The sequence below is a fragment of the Kroppenstedtia guangzhouensis genome, assembly GCF_014637345.1.
GTDB lineage: Bacteria > Bacillota > Bacilli > Thermoactinomycetales > DSM-45169 > Kroppenstedtia > Kroppenstedtia guangzhouensis.
Genome location: NZ_BMEX01000003.1, coordinates 231,241 through 246,481 on the forward strand (window position 1 = coordinate 231,241; position 15,241 = coordinate 246,481).

Genomic DNA, 15,241 nt, shown 5'->3' on the forward strand with positions numbered 1-15,241 from the left:
AGCCCAAACGCCACTTTTTGCAAAAGCCCGGCGGTTGCGCCGGGCCCTCTTTTTCACCGATGTCCCGTCTGACTTCGCTGCAACATCAGGTGATCCCAATAAAAATCATCGAGCACTACAGTTCGGGGGCATACCCTTGGCAACCCATGCCTTTCTGTCGGACCTTTCCGGCAAGTTGTGGGGTTCCACCCGAATGTGAAGGATAAACCGGGAGCAAGAGGGTCTGATCTTCTGGAATCCCAGGGCAAGTCGGGGAAAAAGGGCCAAGCTGCAATTTAAATGTTCCCTCCAAGAAACTTTATCATCGACGTTCCGTCCGGGTGATCCCGGTAGAACCGCCCCCAAAAAAGAGAGAGTGCCAACTTTCCGAGCTCGGAGTCGGTTTTTCTCTTTGTCTCTGATGTATTACAGACCACTGATCAGACCGAGACGGACCATCACCACATAGGTGATGACACCCACCCCCCAGACTCCCAATCCGATCAATGTCAGATTGATTCCCGGTTCCTCCTGGTTCTCCACATCTTCCGGAATCAAATCATCTTTTCTCCTTTTCAATATTCTCCCCTCCTTGTTATGAACGTCTTCAAAGCTTTCTCAAGCAGCACATGAACCACTTCTCCCTTCCCGTTTTAAAAAATCAGAACCAATCCACTAGTACTACCTTGAGCCTTACTTAAAGAGTGTCAATCGATGTCGAACATAGTCTGTATTGTGGGTATGGAGCGAACTCCAAATGCAGAATCACCGTCTGTTTTCAATTGACTCGGGACAACATTCGACATTTTCTTGAGTAAAATTCATCAACACTCAAAGCAATACTAGAAGCATTGTTAAAAGTCGTTCATACCCACAGAGCACAAGTCGTGCCTAGGGTCGCTTCGCTCCCCGGTCACGCTATGCAGGGAGGGTTGGCTTTTACATAAAGTGATTTGGCAGTTCAGAACAACGAAAAGATCATATGAAACCCGACCCGGCCACCACTAATTCACAACGCTTCTAGGTTTCTAATAAAATTCTGCTTCAATACCAATCCTCCTCCCCAATTCACAGACATTTCGGAAACCAGACCAGAAAAAAACCCTGCTTATTGGAAGCAGGGGAACTTGTTGTAAACCTCCCGCCATTGAAATGGCGAGCTTCTCGTTTCATCGTGCTCTGGCCAAACTCTCCACAAAAGCTCGTTTTCCTGGCTTGATCAAATGTTAAAAGCTTTATCCTAATATTGGATCAAGCTGAAAATATCCACACCCGGCAGCTTTTCCCTTCCGTTCAGGTAGGTCAACTCGATCACAAAAGCGACCCCCACCACCTCCGCCTGCAGGCGGTGGACCAGGTTCAGCGTGGCACGGACGGTTCCGCCGGTGGCAAGCAGATCATCCACAATCAACACTCGTTGTCCGGGCTCGATGGCATCCTTGTGAATAGCCAATTGATCCTTCCCGTATTCCAAGCTGTAATCCGCCTCCACGGTTTCCGCCGGCAGTTTTCCCGACTTCCGAACAGGAATAAACCCGACGCCCAGCGCATAGGCCAGCGGAGTACCCACCACAAATCCCCGGGCCTCCGGCCCGACCACCAAGTCCACTTTCCGGTCTCGAAAAGAGTCCGCCATGGTGTCGATTGCAGCCCGGAAGGCGTTTCCGTCTTTCAAAAGAGTGGTGATATCCTTAAAGCGAACTCCCGGTTGTGGAAAATCCTCGATCACCCGGATTTTTTCTTTGAAATCCATCATCGGTTCCTCCTCATTTCCGATCGGTTGAAAGCAGCGAAGCGACTAAATGGCAAAGGTCACGATACGATGAATAAACGAATGCGTTTTGCACTTTTTCCCGCTCCAACTGTTCCCGGTAGAGACGGGATTGGGTGAGCGGCCGTTTGGCCGGTTGGGGGATCACCTCCAGCTGATCACCGGAAACCCGCACAAACCCCAGCTCACCAAAGACTTTTAGCATAAACCCGATCCAACGGCCGGACAACCCTGTCATCCGGGACAATCCATTCAGTTCGGAAGGGATTCTGAAGTGCTTCCGTCGCATGAGGGAGGTGTACAGCACTTTAAACTGTTCCCGATCCGGTGTCCGAGTCAAACTCCCCACCAATTCGGTATCCCCAAAGGCGAAGTACAGCCTTTCCAGACCGGAAAAGGAGCGCAACAACTCTTCAAAAACAGAAACTGCCGGCGGAAGATCCGCCAGAACCAGTTGCCGAGGCTCCGTCGGAGGCTGCTTTTCTCCGAGGGAGAGCTCCTCCCAAGTGAGGGCTTGAATCATCAATTCCGTGACCCACTCTTCCTGAAGCGTCTTTTGGCAGATGATAAACAGAGGAGCATCCCCTTCAGCCAACCGACGGAAGCGATCAATCAAATCACCGTTGCTGCGCCAATCAAACACCTGCAGATGGGGCACACGGATGTCCCGGATCAGGAATTGCGGACTTCGACGGTGATTCCATTCATTGATCGTTAATTCGCCCAATAGTTCCGGCCGAGCCAAGGGAGCGATCTCCTCGGCCAATTCTCCCAATCGGAAACCGACGGCTTCCAGGGAATCTCTTTGATCTTTGAGAACCATCTTGAGATGATTTTTTTCCCGGCCCATCACTTGCAGACGGGACAGACCCGCCCCCCGCAGTCGAAACCGTGGAGTCGGATTTCCCATACCACAGGGTTCCAAGCTTTCCAGCTCTTCGATCAGATTCAGATTCACCTCTGCAATTGAGAGGTCCGCCTCCACCCGGGAGAGAGGGATATAATCCTCCTCCTGCAGCCACTCGCCGGCGATTTGATCCAACCGGCGATGAAACTCTTCAATGTTTTCCTGGGGAAGTGACATTCCTGCTGCCATTTCATGTCCGCCAAATTGAGATAACAGATCAGTACATGTTGTTAAGGCCTGGTATAGATCCAAGCCTGCGATACTGCGGGCCGAACCCTTGGCCATGCCTGTCTCTTCATCAATTCCCAGCACAATCGTGGGGCGGTAGTATTTTTCCACCAAGCGGGAGGCAACAATTCCGATCACCCCGACGTTCCATCCCGGTGCAGCCACCACGATGAAACGGCGGTGCTTTTCAGGAGCGGATTCCACGGCGGCACAAGCCTCCCCGGCGATCTCCTCCACCAATTTCTGCCGTTCCCGATTCATCCCGTCCAATTCTTCCGCCAAGACACGGGCCTGTTTTGGATCCTCCGTCAGCAACAGTTCCACGGCGGTTCCCGCAGTATCCAACCGTCCCCCGGCATTGATGCGGGGACCCAGGGAAAAACCGACATGCCCCGCCGTTACTTCTCCCTGAATACCTGCAACATCCATCAAGGCGGAAAGACCGATATTGCGTCTCCGGTTGATCTCTTTCAGCCCCAGGGCGGCGATGACCCGGTTTTCATCCATCAGAGGAACCAAGTCGGCAATCGTGCCCAAGGCGGCCAGATCCAACACCTCTTCCGGTACACGCCCCAACAAGGCATGGGCCAGTTTAAAGGCCACCCCTACCCCCGCCAACAGTTTACAGGGATAAGAACAACCCGGCTTTTTCGGGTTGATCACCGCCACTCCCTCAGGCAGTACTGCCGGCGGTTCGTGATGATCGGTGATAATCAGGTCCAGACCCAACTGCCTGGCAATCTTTGCTTCCTTGACTGCACTGATGCCGGTGTCGACGGAAATCATCAACTGCACACCGGCCTCTTTGGCTCTTCTAAGAGCATTTTCGTTCAATCCGTATCCTTCCGTGAAACGGTTAGGTATGTAATAGTCCACATCGGCCTCCAGGCCTTGGAACATCTTCATCAACAGGGTGGTACTACTGACGCCGTCCACATCATAATCCCCATAAATCAAGATCTTCTCCCGTTGATCCAAAGCGGCGCGAATTCGATCCACCGCCTCTTGGATTCCGTCCATCAAAAAAGGGCTGTAAATCCCTGACAGATCCACCTGTAGAAACCTTCGGGCTTGTTCCGGGTCGGAGACTCCCCGGTTGATCAGGAGACGGGCAGTCAGAGGGTGAATTTCCAATTTCCCGGCCAGTTCCCGTACCTGTGACTCCTCAGCCTCAACAAGTTGCCAACGGGTCTTGGATTGAAGCATAAAGCGGTTCACCTCGCTTTGCCGTTTTTCATTATAGCACACCTGAATGCCGGTACTTATAACAGCAGCGAAGTTTTTATCTATATGTGATAGGGGTTGATGTGGACCAGTACATCGGCCACATGGTCAAATCGGTCCAATAATTGCCGCTTCACCTCTTTTCCCACTTGGTGCCCTTCCTCCACTGTCAATTGAGAATCCACCGCCACTTTGATATCCACAATCACATAAAAACCATGTTTTCTGGCCCGGAGCACATCCACATTCCGGACTCCTTTGACTTGGGCGGCAACCTTCACCAATTCGCGGGATTCTTCCTCCGGGAGAACTTGATCCAATGTACTTCGGATGGACTCTTTGGACAGACGCCACGCCATTTGCAACACCAGAACGGAGACGAACATGCCGGCCACCGGATCCAATTGAACAAGCAAAGGCACTTCCCACTGTTCCCCCAAAAGTGCTCCCCCGATCCCGACCAGAGCGGCAACCGAGGAGTAGACATCCGAGCGATGCTCCCAAGCGTTGGCGATGATGGCTTGGCTGCCAATTCGCTTGCCCAACATATATTTGTACCGAAACATCCCTTCCTTGGCCAGCATGGAGACAATAGCGGCGGCGGCGGCCGGCCACCCCGGTGCGATTGCCGGACCAAACAGCGCTTTGAAGGAACCGTACCCGATTTGAAGTCCGGCCAATCCGAGCAGAATCGAGACAATAATCGCCGCAACAGATTCCGCCTTGCCATGGCCGTAGGGGTGTTCCTCATCCGGCGGGAGATTGGCTGCCCGGACACCGATCAGTACCGCCATGGATCCGATCACATCCGAGGCGGAATGGATTGCATCCGCCATCAATGCCCGGCTGTGGGAAAACCAACCGATGCCCCCCTTCAGCACTGCCAGGATCAGATTTCCGATGATCCCCACCCAGGCACCTGTCTTCGCCTGACGGGTCTGTTGATTGTTCATACCTTGTATCGCCCCTCAAAAATAGGCCGCGGGGATCTCCCGCGGCCTCCGCCTTGTACCATTTTGGTTCAAGAAGGATGTTTTTATTCAGCTGTCTGGACCTTCAGTTTCGTCTTTTTCATGGACCTCCACTTCCAACCAACCCAAATCTGGCTGGCAATGAAAATGGACGAATAGGTACCGAAAATCAACCCGATCAGGAGAGCGAGGGAAAAATACCGGATACTCTCCCCGCCCAACACGAACAATGACAAGGCGGCAAAGACCACAGTCAAAGATGTGTTGATGGAACGGACCAAGGTTTGTTGAATGCTTTCATTCACTGTTTTCCCGAAGTCTTCCCAGGTTTTCGGTTTTTCCAAGTTCATGTTTTCCCGGATCCGATCAAAGATCACGATGGTGTCATTGATCGAAAAACCGACAATCGTCAGGATGGCGGCAATAAACACCAGATCCACTTCCCACTGAAAGATGGAAAAGACACCGGTCACCACCAAAACATCGTGAAGCAATGCCAAAACCGCCGACACCGCCATCCGGTATTCAAACCGGATCGTCACATAAAGGATGATACCCAGGGAAGCGATCAGAAGGGAGAAAATCGCATTTTTGGCCAATTCGCGGCCAATGATCGGATCCACCTTCTGTTCGTTCACATCGACTCCCTTGCCATAACTACTGCGAAATTCATCTCGGATCTTTCCGATATCTTTGTGATCCAATACCTGATTGGTTCGGAAAATGAGCCACTCATGGTTGGCCCCGGCCGTACTGGCATCCGGGCTTTTATATCCCAGTTTTTCCAGATGCCCCTTCGCCTCTTCCAGATCGAATGGTTTGTCGATCTTGATATCCACCCGGGTCCCACTGACGAAGTCCACCCCGAGATTGAGGCCTTGAAACAGAAGGGACAAAATGCCCAGGATGAGAACAATACCCGAGAAGATGAAGAACCATCTTCTGTAGCCCACAAAATCCAGTTTAAAGTTCACCGATCTCACCTTCCTTCACACCGAACCACTTTGGATGCCGGAACAGGTTGGATTTAACCAACAGGTTCAGCAAAATCCGGGAGAGGGCCACCGCAGTCAGAAAGCTGACCAAAATCCCGGTGATCAGGGAGACGGAGAACCCCCGCACGCCTGCGGTTCCGAAATAGAACAGGACAGCTGCCGCGATCACAGTCGTGATATTGGCGTCAAAAATCGTCAGGAAGGAACGGCGAGAGCCCGACTTAAACGCCGATGGAACACTTTTTCCATGACGCATCTCGTCCTTGATCCGTTCATACATCAAGATGTTGGCATCCACGGCCATCCCGACACCCAGGATGAAAGCGGCTATTCCCGGCAGAGTGAGGGTTACGTGTAACAGAGAGAAAACCAACAGCACCAGATAGCCATAAGTCACCAGGGTGATCACCGCCACCAAACCGGGCAATCGGTAATAGCCGATCATGAAGATGAAAATAATCAAGAGAGCATAGACGCCGGCTTCCAGACTCTTCATCAGGGATTCCTTTCCCAAAGTGGAATCGACGGCAAAACTCTGCTTTTCCTTCAGCTTGACCGGCAGAGCGCCCGCATTGAGCAGATTGGCCAGCTCCTTGGCTTCTTCCGTGGTGAAGTTGCCGCTGATCTGGGCATTTCCGCCAGCAATCACATCCTGGATGACAGGGGAAGAGAGTTCCTGCTGGTCCAAATAGATCGGCATCGGTTGGCCCAGATACTCTTTGGTGTATTTCGCAAATAATTTTGGATCCTTAAATTTCACACTGACAATCGGTTGACCGTTCTCGTTGTAATCTTGCTTTGCCCCGCCTTCTTTCAAATCCGTTCCCCGCATCAGAACCTTTTTTCCGTCGGGGGCCCGGAAGGTGAGAACGGCAGGTTTGCCAAGGATATCCCGGGCTTTATCCGGATCGGTCACTCCAGCCAGCTGCACCCGGATCCGATCTTCGCCTTCCACCGTGATCTGCGGTTCCGATACACCGAGAACATCGATCCGCCGGCTGACCGCCTGTGCGGCATCATTCAGTGTGGATGCAGTGATTTTCTGTCCTTTTTCCAGGGGCTCGGCTTCATACAGGACCTCAAAACCGCCCTGCAAATCCAAACCCAGGGTGATGCGGTTGGCCACTTGTTGCCCGGTCAAGGCCACAGTGACCAAAATGGAAATCACCAGGAGGGAAAAAATCACCATTTTCCCTTTGCGAACCCTCATGCTGACGCTCCTCCTTCTTCTTTGAGAGACCATCCCCATTATCCCAAGCCGGGACAGACATGTCAATTTATGGGCACGAACAAAAAACCGAGCGCGTTATTTTTCGTCGCCCGGGTTTTTGTAGACGCTGACCATCAGCCAGTTCATGAATCGTGTCGCCTTCAAAGACAAGATATCGTTGACCAATCGATTCAGCCGGGGCCAACCCCTGCGGTAATTTTCAGAGACACAGGCCCAAACCTGCTCACCGGTCACATCTTCGTAGCCGAAATAACGGAATTCCTCTGCCTTACTGTTGCACAAATCTTCGATGCACTTCATCAATTCCGCTTCACTCAGCAGCTCTGCCGATTGCCTTCGCCGCCGGCTGACCGGCTTCAGGTTCTGTCTTGCCACGCCCTCTTCCCCCTTTCGGCGTGCGGCCCGGAATGACGAACGACCGGCTGTTCCGGGCTTGTCCGCAACCCGTTACCCCTTTTTGACCGCCGCAAATATTTTATCCTTTTCTCATTATAGAGTTGCCATCGCTTCCCGGCAAGAGACCCAGGTGAGAAACCCTTTTCCCCCAAGGATTTAACAGGCATATTTATCGTCTTGGCCCTCCTCAGTCATGATCCTGGGAGACAAGGGCATAAGCTTGTATCATCAACCTCGAAGAAAGAGGGGCATGGTTTTGACCAAGCAAACCTTTTTACATGGAACCCTCATCCTGGTCGGTGCCGGTTTTATCACCAAGGTCCTGGGGTTTATCTATCGAATCGCCCTGTCCCGCATGATCGGGGACGAAGGGGTCGGCCTGTTTCAGATGGCCTTTCCCATCCTGTTGTTCATCATTGTGATCACCACCGGCGGCATCCCGGTGGCCATTTCCAAATTGGTTTCCGAAGCAGAGGCAAAGAAAGATGAACAACGGATCCGGTCCACCCTGGTGGTCGCCATTCTGTTTGTCGCCTGCACCAGCATTTTTTTCACCATCCTCATTCTGCTGGCCGCACCGGTGATCGCCGACACCCTCCTGACCGATCGAAGGGCAGTCTATTCCTTGATGGGCATTGCTCCGGTCATCCCGATCGTGGCGGTCTCTTCGATCTTCCGGGGATACTTTCAGGGGCGGCAACATATGAGTCCTTACGCTGTTTCCCAGATCGTCGAACAGATCGTTCGCATCTTCGCCGTTCTGCTGTTGGCCCGCCATCTGCTTCCCTTGGGAGTGGAATACGCGGCGGCGGGAGCCATGATGGGAGTTGTCTTTGGCGAATTTGCGGGAATGCTCTTTTTGTTCCGCTCCTATAAAAAAGATCCCAAACGACCGCCCATCCGTTTTCGTCTGACAGAAGTCTTCCATCTGAGACAGTGGAGACGCTTCCGCACCACCACCACTCGCTTGATGCGAATCACGATTCCCGTGACTGCCAGCCGCATCGTCGGTTCACTCTCTTATGCGGTGGAACCAATCGTCGTTTCCCAGAGTCTGGCCATCGCCGGAATCACAGTGGCTGCTTCCACCGCGATGTACGGACAACTGGAAGGAATGGCGATCCCGCTCCTGTTTTTTCCCGGGTTTATCACCTATGCTTTGTCTGTCTCCCTGGTTCCGGCCATTTCGGAAGCAACAGCCAAAGGTCAACAGCGAATGGTGGAACATCGGCTCAATCAGGCACTGCGGCTGGCTCTGGTGGTGGGATCCCCCTGCGCTGCCATCCTGTTCATCCTGGCAGTTCCTCTCACCGATCTCCTGTACAACAATGTGGAGGTGGCCCGACTGCTGCGAATCCTGGCCCCTTTCGCCGTCTTCCAGTATATCCAAGGTCCCCTTTCCGCAGTCTTGCAGGGATTGGACAAGGCAAAGGATGCCATGCGGAACTCCATCTTCGGTTCCGTGGTGAAAACAGTCCTCATCTTTTTCCTGGGCTCTCAGCCTTCCTTGGGGATCGACGGGGTAGTGATCGCCATCAACTGCGGAATCGTGATCGTCACTGTCCTCCACTTTCTCAGTGTGTTACACTATGTCCCCTTTACGCTGATGGCGGGAGATCTGATCAAACTGGCACTGACTGTTGCGACGATGGCTTTTGCTTCCCACGGAGTATTGTTGAAAACAGGCGGACAGACAGGAAATCTCTTACTGGCCCTGGGTGCGGGGCTAGCCGTTTACGTGGCCGGATTAATTCTCTTTTCCTTGGTGCGGCGGGAGGACCTTCTTCGAATTCCGTACATCGGAAAGTGGATTTCCCCCATCCTGCCCCGTTAGTCATCATCGCGAGCATCCACGTATAGTTTTCCTGTATGATCGACACTGACAAAAAAAACCTGGTTCAGATCTTTGTAGCCATAGCGCTGCAGTTGATCCCTCAACCACGCTTCATCCTGTCCGATCATTTTCAGCGAATCCCGCTGGATTTGACTGTCGATCACCAAGGGAATCGGCAACCTGGAAACACGACGGGAAGGCAACAGGTCTTCTTTCTTCAGAGGTGACTTCCCCTCTTTTGGAAAAACCGTCAACTTTCCCGTCGTCTCCAGGATGGCAAATTCCACATCGTCCACATTGGCGATCTTGTGTTCCCGAAGTTGTAATAGAAGATCGTCCATATTGTATCGGTGCTTTTTCATCTCATTTTCATTAATCTTTCCGTTTTTAATGATATAGGTGGGTTTCCCGTCAATGATGTTCCGGATCGTGGAACTTTTTAAAGACAGCCAAGAGAACAGAATTTGGGCAGCCATCATCACCACAATCGGGAGTAATCCGTATACAAAAAGCATATTGGTATTCTCAATGGAGATCACTGCAAAGTCAGCAATCATGATGGAAACAACCAGATCAAACACGGAAAGTTTGCCAATCTCCCGTTTTCCCATCAACCGCATGATCAGGAGCACAAACAGATAGATAAACAATGCCCGTATCATCATGGTCATTGGTTCTTGCACAGCCATCCCCCCTCTCGGATATTCTCTTCCTGAGATGGGGATTTATGTGCCTTCTCCACATTCGCCGTCACGGAATATATGGTGACAAAAACTCATACCCATGTACAAAGACTGCCGGGAGGTGCAGCAATGAAACAGTCCAGCATGGACGAATCAGCTCGGCCCATTTTTCGCTCTCCTCTCCTGACCGGAATCACTGTCGTTCTGGGAACCGTTTTGTCCGGGTCCCTAATCCTTGCAGTGTTACTCCGCTTCTCCGCTGTGGCTGAGGCGGATTTGCCTTACTTCACATATGGGATCAATGGAGTGGCACTCCTGTCCGGGGGATGGTTGGCCGGGAGAAGGGCGGGGTATAAGGGGTGGCTGTATGGAGGGATAACCGGAATTTTGTATGTTCTCATCATATTGATCATTGGCTTTCTGGCCTTTGATGCCAGCATGCGGGTGCAACCTTTTCTGTTCACCGTGTGCGCAACGGGCTTGAGTGCTTTGGGAGGAATCTTCGGTGTCAGCACGAGGAGACCCTGATCACTGGGTTAGAGATCATTAACGCACCGGTTATAAAACCGAAGTTTATCGCGAACATCATGACTCGGGCCTGCGCACTCTTTAAGCCCACTGAAAAAAAGGATCCGAAAACGATGGAAAGCGGCCGGTTCCAGCCTAAATAAAGACGGAATGGTCTCACTTTGGGATACACCGAATCCATTGTCTGCGGGGAGTTCCTCTTCAAAAAAGCAGGGACGAACCGGATCGGTTCGTCCCTGGGTCGGCCATGGTTCCGCTGAATTCAACTTTCCTTTTTCTCTTCCTTTTCTTCATTTCCATCTTCGGCGTTGACCACCGAGTTAACGGCGGAACGCTCAAAGACCAGACGACTGTTGTCGTTCACCTTCAGGGTGACACGATCTTCCGTCAAATCTGTGATCGTCCCATGCAATCCGCCGATGGTGATAATCTTATCTCCTTTTTTGAGGGCGGACAACATCGCATTCCGCTCTTTCTTATGTTTCTGTTGCGGTCGGATCAACAGAAAATAAAAAACAGCGATGATCAAGATCAGCGGAAGAAACTGGCTCAATGTGGCTGACATTTCAACATCCTCCTGTCACAGGGTTATGTTTATTTCCAGGCAGAAGCCGGTTAAAAATTCCTCGTGGGTCGGATGGACCCGTAATACTCCTCAAAAAAGCGATTCTTAAAATCCAACAGGCGATCATCCCGGATCGCTTGCCGTACCTTCTCCATCAATTTCAGCAGAAAGTGGAGATTGTGGTACGTCGTCAGACGCAACCCAAAGGTCTCCTCCGATTTGATCAGATGGCGCAGATAGGCCCGGGAATAATTCCGACAGGTGTAGCAATCACATTCCGGGTCCAAAGGGGAAAAGTCGCGGACATACTTGGCATTTCGGACAACCACCCGCCCCCGACTGGTCATCGTGGTGCCGTTGCGGGCGATCCGGGTCGGCAGAACACAGTCAAACATATCCACTCCGCGGATCACTCCCTCCACCAGGGCATCAGGTGAACCCACTCCCATCAAATACCGGGGTTTTTCCTTGGGCATCAGAGGAGTGGTCCATTCGAGCGCTTCATACATCATCTCTTTCGGTTCCCCGACGCTGAGACCACCGATGGCATAACCCGGCAAGTTCACTGATGTGATCTGACGGGCACTCTCTTCCCGAAGATCCCGGTACATTCCCCCTTGAATAATGCCGAAGAGGGCTTGCTCTTCCTTCCGCCGATGGGCCGTTGCACATCGTTGCAACCAACGGTGGGTACGATCCATGGAGTTTTTTACATACTCCCGGTCCGCCGGGTAAGGCGGACATTCGTCGAAAGCCATGATAATATCGGCACCCAGAGCATTTTGTATTTCCATCGATTTCTCCGGGCTGAGAAAGAGTGGCTCTCCGTTCAGATGGGAACGGAAGGAGACTCCTTCTTCGGTAATTTCCCGAAGGTCACTGAGGCTGAATACCTGAAATCCCCCACTATCGGTCAAAATCGCCCGATCCCAGTTCATAAACCGATGAAGCCCGCCCGCTTCCCGGACCACATCATGTCCGGGACGAAGAAGCAGGTGATAAGTGTTGGACAGGATGATCCCGCTGCCCATCTCCTTTAATTCCTCAGGGCTCATCGTTTTAACGGTGGCCAGCGTTCCCACCGGCATAAACACCGGGGTGTCCACTGTTCCATGGGGAGTATGTAACCGCCCGAGTCGGGCACCTGACTGTTTGCACGTCTTGATCAATTCATATCGCAAAGCCAATGGGTCTCCTCCTACTTTTCCATTATACCTTAATACTTGCTTGGGATAAACGGTTTGACTTATTTCCCATGCGTCACAGAATCAGCATGGCATCGCCGAAACTGAAAAAGCGGTATTTCTCCCGGACGGCTGTCCGGTAAGCTTGAAGCATCAGCTCCCGGGATGAAAAGGCGCTCACCAACATCAGCAATGTCGATTTGGGCAGATGAAAGTTGGTCAACAGGGCGTCAGTCACCCGGAACGGGAACCCCGGATATATGAAGATATCCGTCCAACCCCTGGCCGCCCGGATCTCCCCGTGATCCCGGGCCACCGTCTCCAACGTCCGCACCGAAGTGGTGCCCACCGCCATCACCCGGTTCCCCTTTGCCTTGGCGACGCGAATCTGTTCCGCCGCTTCCTCGGATACCTCATAAAACTCGGCATGCATCTGATGTTCCTCGATACTTTCCGCCGTCACCGGACGAAAGGTACCCAATCCCACATGCAATGTGATCGTGACGATCTTCACTCCCTTCTCCTTTGCCCGGTTCAGAAGATCCTCCGTAAAGTGAAGACCTGCCGTGGGAGCCGCGGCAGAACCGACGGCCCGGGAGTAGACGGTCTGATATCGTTCCGGTTCATCCAGCCGCCGGTGGATATAAGGGGGCAGCGGCATCTCCCCCAGCCTTTCCAACAATGTCTCCAGATCCTGCCCCTGATATTGAAATTGAAACACCCGCCCCCCCGCGGCATCCGTCACTTTTTGAGCCGTCCCTTGAAGCTCCCCTTTCCCAAAGCGGATCACAGTGCCTTCTTTCACCCGCTTCGCCGGTTTGACCAAAGCTTCCCAACGATCCCCGCCCAGAGGGCTGAGTAATAGAAGTTCAATCCGGGCACCGGTTTCCTCCTTTACGCCCACCAGGCGGGCGGGGCGCACCCGGGTGTCGTTCAGAACCAACACATCACCCGGGTGAAGATATTCCAGAAGATCGGGGAACCGGCGATGCTCAACGGTCTGATTCTCCCGGTTTACCACCATCAACCGGGAACCGCTCCGCTTTGGGGCCGGTTCCTGAGCGATCAATTCTTCGGGGAGTTCAAAATCGAACTGTGAAACATCCATCTCCTCAAAACTCCTATCTTGGAAGAATGCGAATCTGCCCTCCGATGTATTTTTTGTACATCATTTGAACAAGATTTCCCCTTGATACAAACCACCCCATTGTTCATATATAATAAATAAGATAGATTAAACAAGTAAAGGATGGAGATAATGCTCCCTTTTTCCCCTGATTCTTTTGTATTGTTTACGGCTCTTCTGTTGGTGGTGGGTGTTTTGACCACCAAGGTCTCCTCCAGGATGGGGGTTCCCGCTCTGGTGTTGTTTATCGCCGTCGGCATGCTGGTCGGCCACTTCTTCTATTTCGACAACGCCGAACTGGCCCAGTTTTTTGGCGTCCTGGCTTTGATTATTATTTTGTTTGACGGTGGGACACAAACCCAGTGGACCGATATCAAGCAGGTGAAGTGGGAATCCTTGACCTTGGCCACGATCGGAGTCCTGATCACCACTGCCATCATCGGAGGATTTGCGGCTCTTATTTTGGATGTCTCCCTCTTCGAAGGTCTTCTCTTCGGTGCCATTGTCGGCTCAACGGATGCTGCCGCTGTCTTCATGGTGTTGGGAAGCAAAAGTATCCAAAGGAAAATGCGTTCCATCCTGGAAGCGGAATCCGGCTCCAACGATCCCATGGCTGTTTTTTTGACGATTTCCTTGATTGAAGTGATTATGGGAAATCAGGCCAACATATGGACATTTATCGGAAGTTTTTTCTGGCAGATGGCCCTCGGTTTACTATTGGGCTATGTATTGGGACGAATCGCGGTTTGGTTGATCAATCGAATCCATCTGGAAGCCGGCGGCCTCTACCCTGTATTAACCATCGGCCTGGGGTTGCTGATTTACGGACTGGTGGCAGCCATCGGTGGAAGTGGCTTTCTCGCCGTCTATGTAGCTGGTCTCGTCATTGGAAACTCGGAGATTTCCAACCGCTACTCCACCCTTCGCTTTAATGAAGGGTTTGCCTGGATGATGCAGATCTTGATGTTTATCCTGTTGGGGCTGCTCGTGTTCCCCGATCAGGTGATCCAGGTGGTGATACCCGGATTTTCCCTTTCCCTGCTGCTCATGTTTGTAGCACGTCCCATCGGAGTCCTGATCTGTACGGCCTTCTTCAAGATGACCTGGAAGGAACGCACCTTCCTTTCCTGGGCGGGGCTGAGAGGGGCTGTCCCGATTATTCTGGCCACTTTTCCCATGTTGGCTGGATATGAACAGAGTCAACTCTTCTTCAACGTCATCTTCTTTGTTGTGGTCTCCTCGGCACTGATCCAAGGGTTGACCATTTCCCCCCTGGCCCAATATCTCAACTTGGCCGAAGACGAAAAAAACACCACATCCTACTCCTTGGAACTGGTCTCCATCCGGAGAGCCAACGCCGACATCATCGAACTTTCGATCCAAGAGGATTCCCCGATAGTCGGAAAAGCCATCCGTGCCTTGCAGCTTCCAAAAGATACGTTGATCAACGCGATCATTCGCGATGATCAAGTGATCACCCCCAAAGGAAAAACAGTGATTGAGGAAGGAGACGTTCTGTTCGTATTGGTATCCAAGGAGAATAGCGCCTCTCTCAAAAAACAGATGTTGGGAAGCCAGCCCACCGGCTAACCCCCCCCCTGTAATGACTTTTTCGCAAC

Annotated in this window: 14 protein-coding genes; 3 read left to right on the forward strand and 11 right to left on the reverse strand. The window is 52.1% G+C overall.

Annotation, left to right across the window (positions count from 1 at the left end):
- Positions 1 to 405 precede the first annotated feature (405 nt).
- The 7 genes from IEV46_RS05660 to IEV46_RS05690 all read right to left on the reverse strand — a co-directional run bounded on the left by IEV46_RS05660 (position 406) and on the right by IEV46_RS05690 (position 7,681).
- Positions 406 to 558 carry a hypothetical protein gene (locus IEV46_RS05660; protein WP_188430799.1) on the reverse strand — a complete coding sequence of 51 codons (153 nt, stop codon included), beginning with the start codon at positions 556 to 558 and terminating at the stop codon, positions 406 to 408.
- Between the two features lie 661 nt (positions 559 to 1,219).
- The gene (locus tag IEV46_RS05665) at positions 1,220 to 1,732 is read right to left on the reverse strand and encodes an adenine phosphoribosyltransferase (protein WP_188430801.1); all 513 of its coding nucleotides are present in this window, start codon (positions 1,730 to 1,732) and stop codon (positions 1,220 to 1,222) included.
- A gap of 13 nt (positions 1,733 to 1,745) precedes the next feature.
- On the reverse strand, positions 1,746 to 4,091 hold the full coding sequence (gene recJ, locus IEV46_RS05670; protein ID WP_188430803.1) for a single-stranded-DNA-specific exonuclease RecJ: 2,346 nt from the start codon (positions 4,089 to 4,091) through the stop codon (positions 1,746 to 1,748).
- Between the two features lie 80 nt (positions 4,092 to 4,171).
- Positions 4,172 to 5,062: a cation diffusion facilitator family transporter gene (locus IEV46_RS05675; RefSeq protein ID WP_188430805.1), complete on the reverse strand. Its 891-nt coding sequence runs from the start codon at positions 5,060 to 5,062 to the stop codon at positions 4,172 to 4,174.
- Between the two features lie 83 nt (positions 5,063 to 5,145).
- The gene (secF, locus tag IEV46_RS05680; RefSeq protein WP_229735920.1) at positions 5,146 to 6,054 is read right to left on the reverse strand and encodes a protein translocase subunit SecF; all 909 of its coding nucleotides are present in this window, start codon (positions 6,052 to 6,054) and stop codon (positions 5,146 to 5,148) included.
- Positions 6,044 to 7,285 (reverse strand): protein translocase subunit SecD, encoded by a 1,242-nt coding sequence (secD, locus tag IEV46_RS05685; RefSeq protein ID WP_229735921.1) that lies wholly within the window; start codon positions 7,283 to 7,285, stop codon positions 6,044 to 6,046. The genes secF and secD overlap by 11 nt, the downstream gene beginning before the upstream one ends.
- 96 nt (positions 7,286 to 7,381) lie before the next feature.
- A complete protein-coding gene (locus IEV46_RS05690) occupies positions 7,382 to 7,681 on the reverse strand; it encodes a post-transcriptional regulator (protein WP_229735922.1) in 300 nt (99 codons plus the stop codon).
- Positions 7,682 to 7,952: 271 nt separating this feature from the next.
- On the opposite strand from IEV46_RS05690, the gene spoVB reads away from it, so the two are divergent.
- Positions 7,953 to 9,536, forward strand: a complete 1,584-nt coding sequence (spoVB, locus tag IEV46_RS05695; protein WP_188431163.1) for a stage V sporulation protein B — start codon at positions 7,953 to 7,955, stop codon at positions 9,534 to 9,536.
- Here the strand turns inward: spoVB and IEV46_RS05700 are convergent.
- Positions 9,533 to 10,219: a DUF421 domain-containing protein gene (locus IEV46_RS05700; RefSeq protein WP_229735923.1), complete on the reverse strand. Its 687-nt coding sequence runs from the start codon at positions 10,217 to 10,219 to the stop codon at positions 9,533 to 9,535. The two genes, spoVB and IEV46_RS05700, sit on opposite strands and share 4 nt — an antisense overlap.
- 129 nt (positions 10,220 to 10,348) lie before the next feature.
- On the opposite strand from IEV46_RS05700, the gene IEV46_RS05705 reads away from it, so the two are divergent.
- On the forward strand, positions 10,349 to 10,747 hold the full coding sequence (locus IEV46_RS05705) for a TIGR04086 family membrane protein (protein ID WP_188430814.1): 399 nt from the start codon (positions 10,349 to 10,351) through the stop codon (positions 10,745 to 10,747).
- Positions 10,748 to 11,009: 262 nt separating this feature from the next.
- Here IEV46_RS05705 and yajC read toward each other — a convergent pair whose 3' ends face one another.
- The 3 genes from yajC to queA all read right to left on the reverse strand — a co-directional run bounded on the left by yajC (position 11,010) and on the right by queA (position 13,604).
- Positions 11,010 to 11,312 (reverse strand): preprotein translocase subunit YajC, encoded by a 303-nt coding sequence (gene yajC, locus IEV46_RS05710; protein WP_188430816.1) that lies wholly within the window; start codon positions 11,310 to 11,312, stop codon positions 11,010 to 11,012.
- A gap of 50 nt (positions 11,313 to 11,362) precedes the next feature.
- Positions 11,363 to 12,499 carry a tRNA guanosine(34) transglycosylase Tgt gene (tgt, locus tag IEV46_RS05715; protein WP_188430819.1) on the reverse strand — a complete coding sequence of 379 codons (1,137 nt, stop codon included), beginning with the start codon at positions 12,497 to 12,499 and terminating at the stop codon, positions 11,363 to 11,365.
- 73 nt (positions 12,500 to 12,572) lie between these two features.
- A complete protein-coding gene (gene queA, locus IEV46_RS05720) occupies positions 12,573 to 13,604 on the reverse strand; it encodes a tRNA preQ1(34) S-adenosylmethionine ribosyltransferase-isomerase QueA (protein WP_188430821.1) in 1,032 nt (343 codons plus the stop codon).
- A 150-nt stretch (positions 13,605 to 13,754) separates the two neighbouring features.
- On the opposite strand from queA, the gene IEV46_RS05725 reads away from it, so the two are divergent.
- Positions 13,755 to 15,212 (forward strand): potassium/proton antiporter, encoded by a 1,458-nt coding sequence (locus IEV46_RS05725; protein ID WP_188430823.1) that lies wholly within the window; start codon positions 13,755 to 13,757, stop codon positions 15,210 to 15,212.
- Positions 15,213 to 15,241 lie beyond the last annotated feature (29 nt).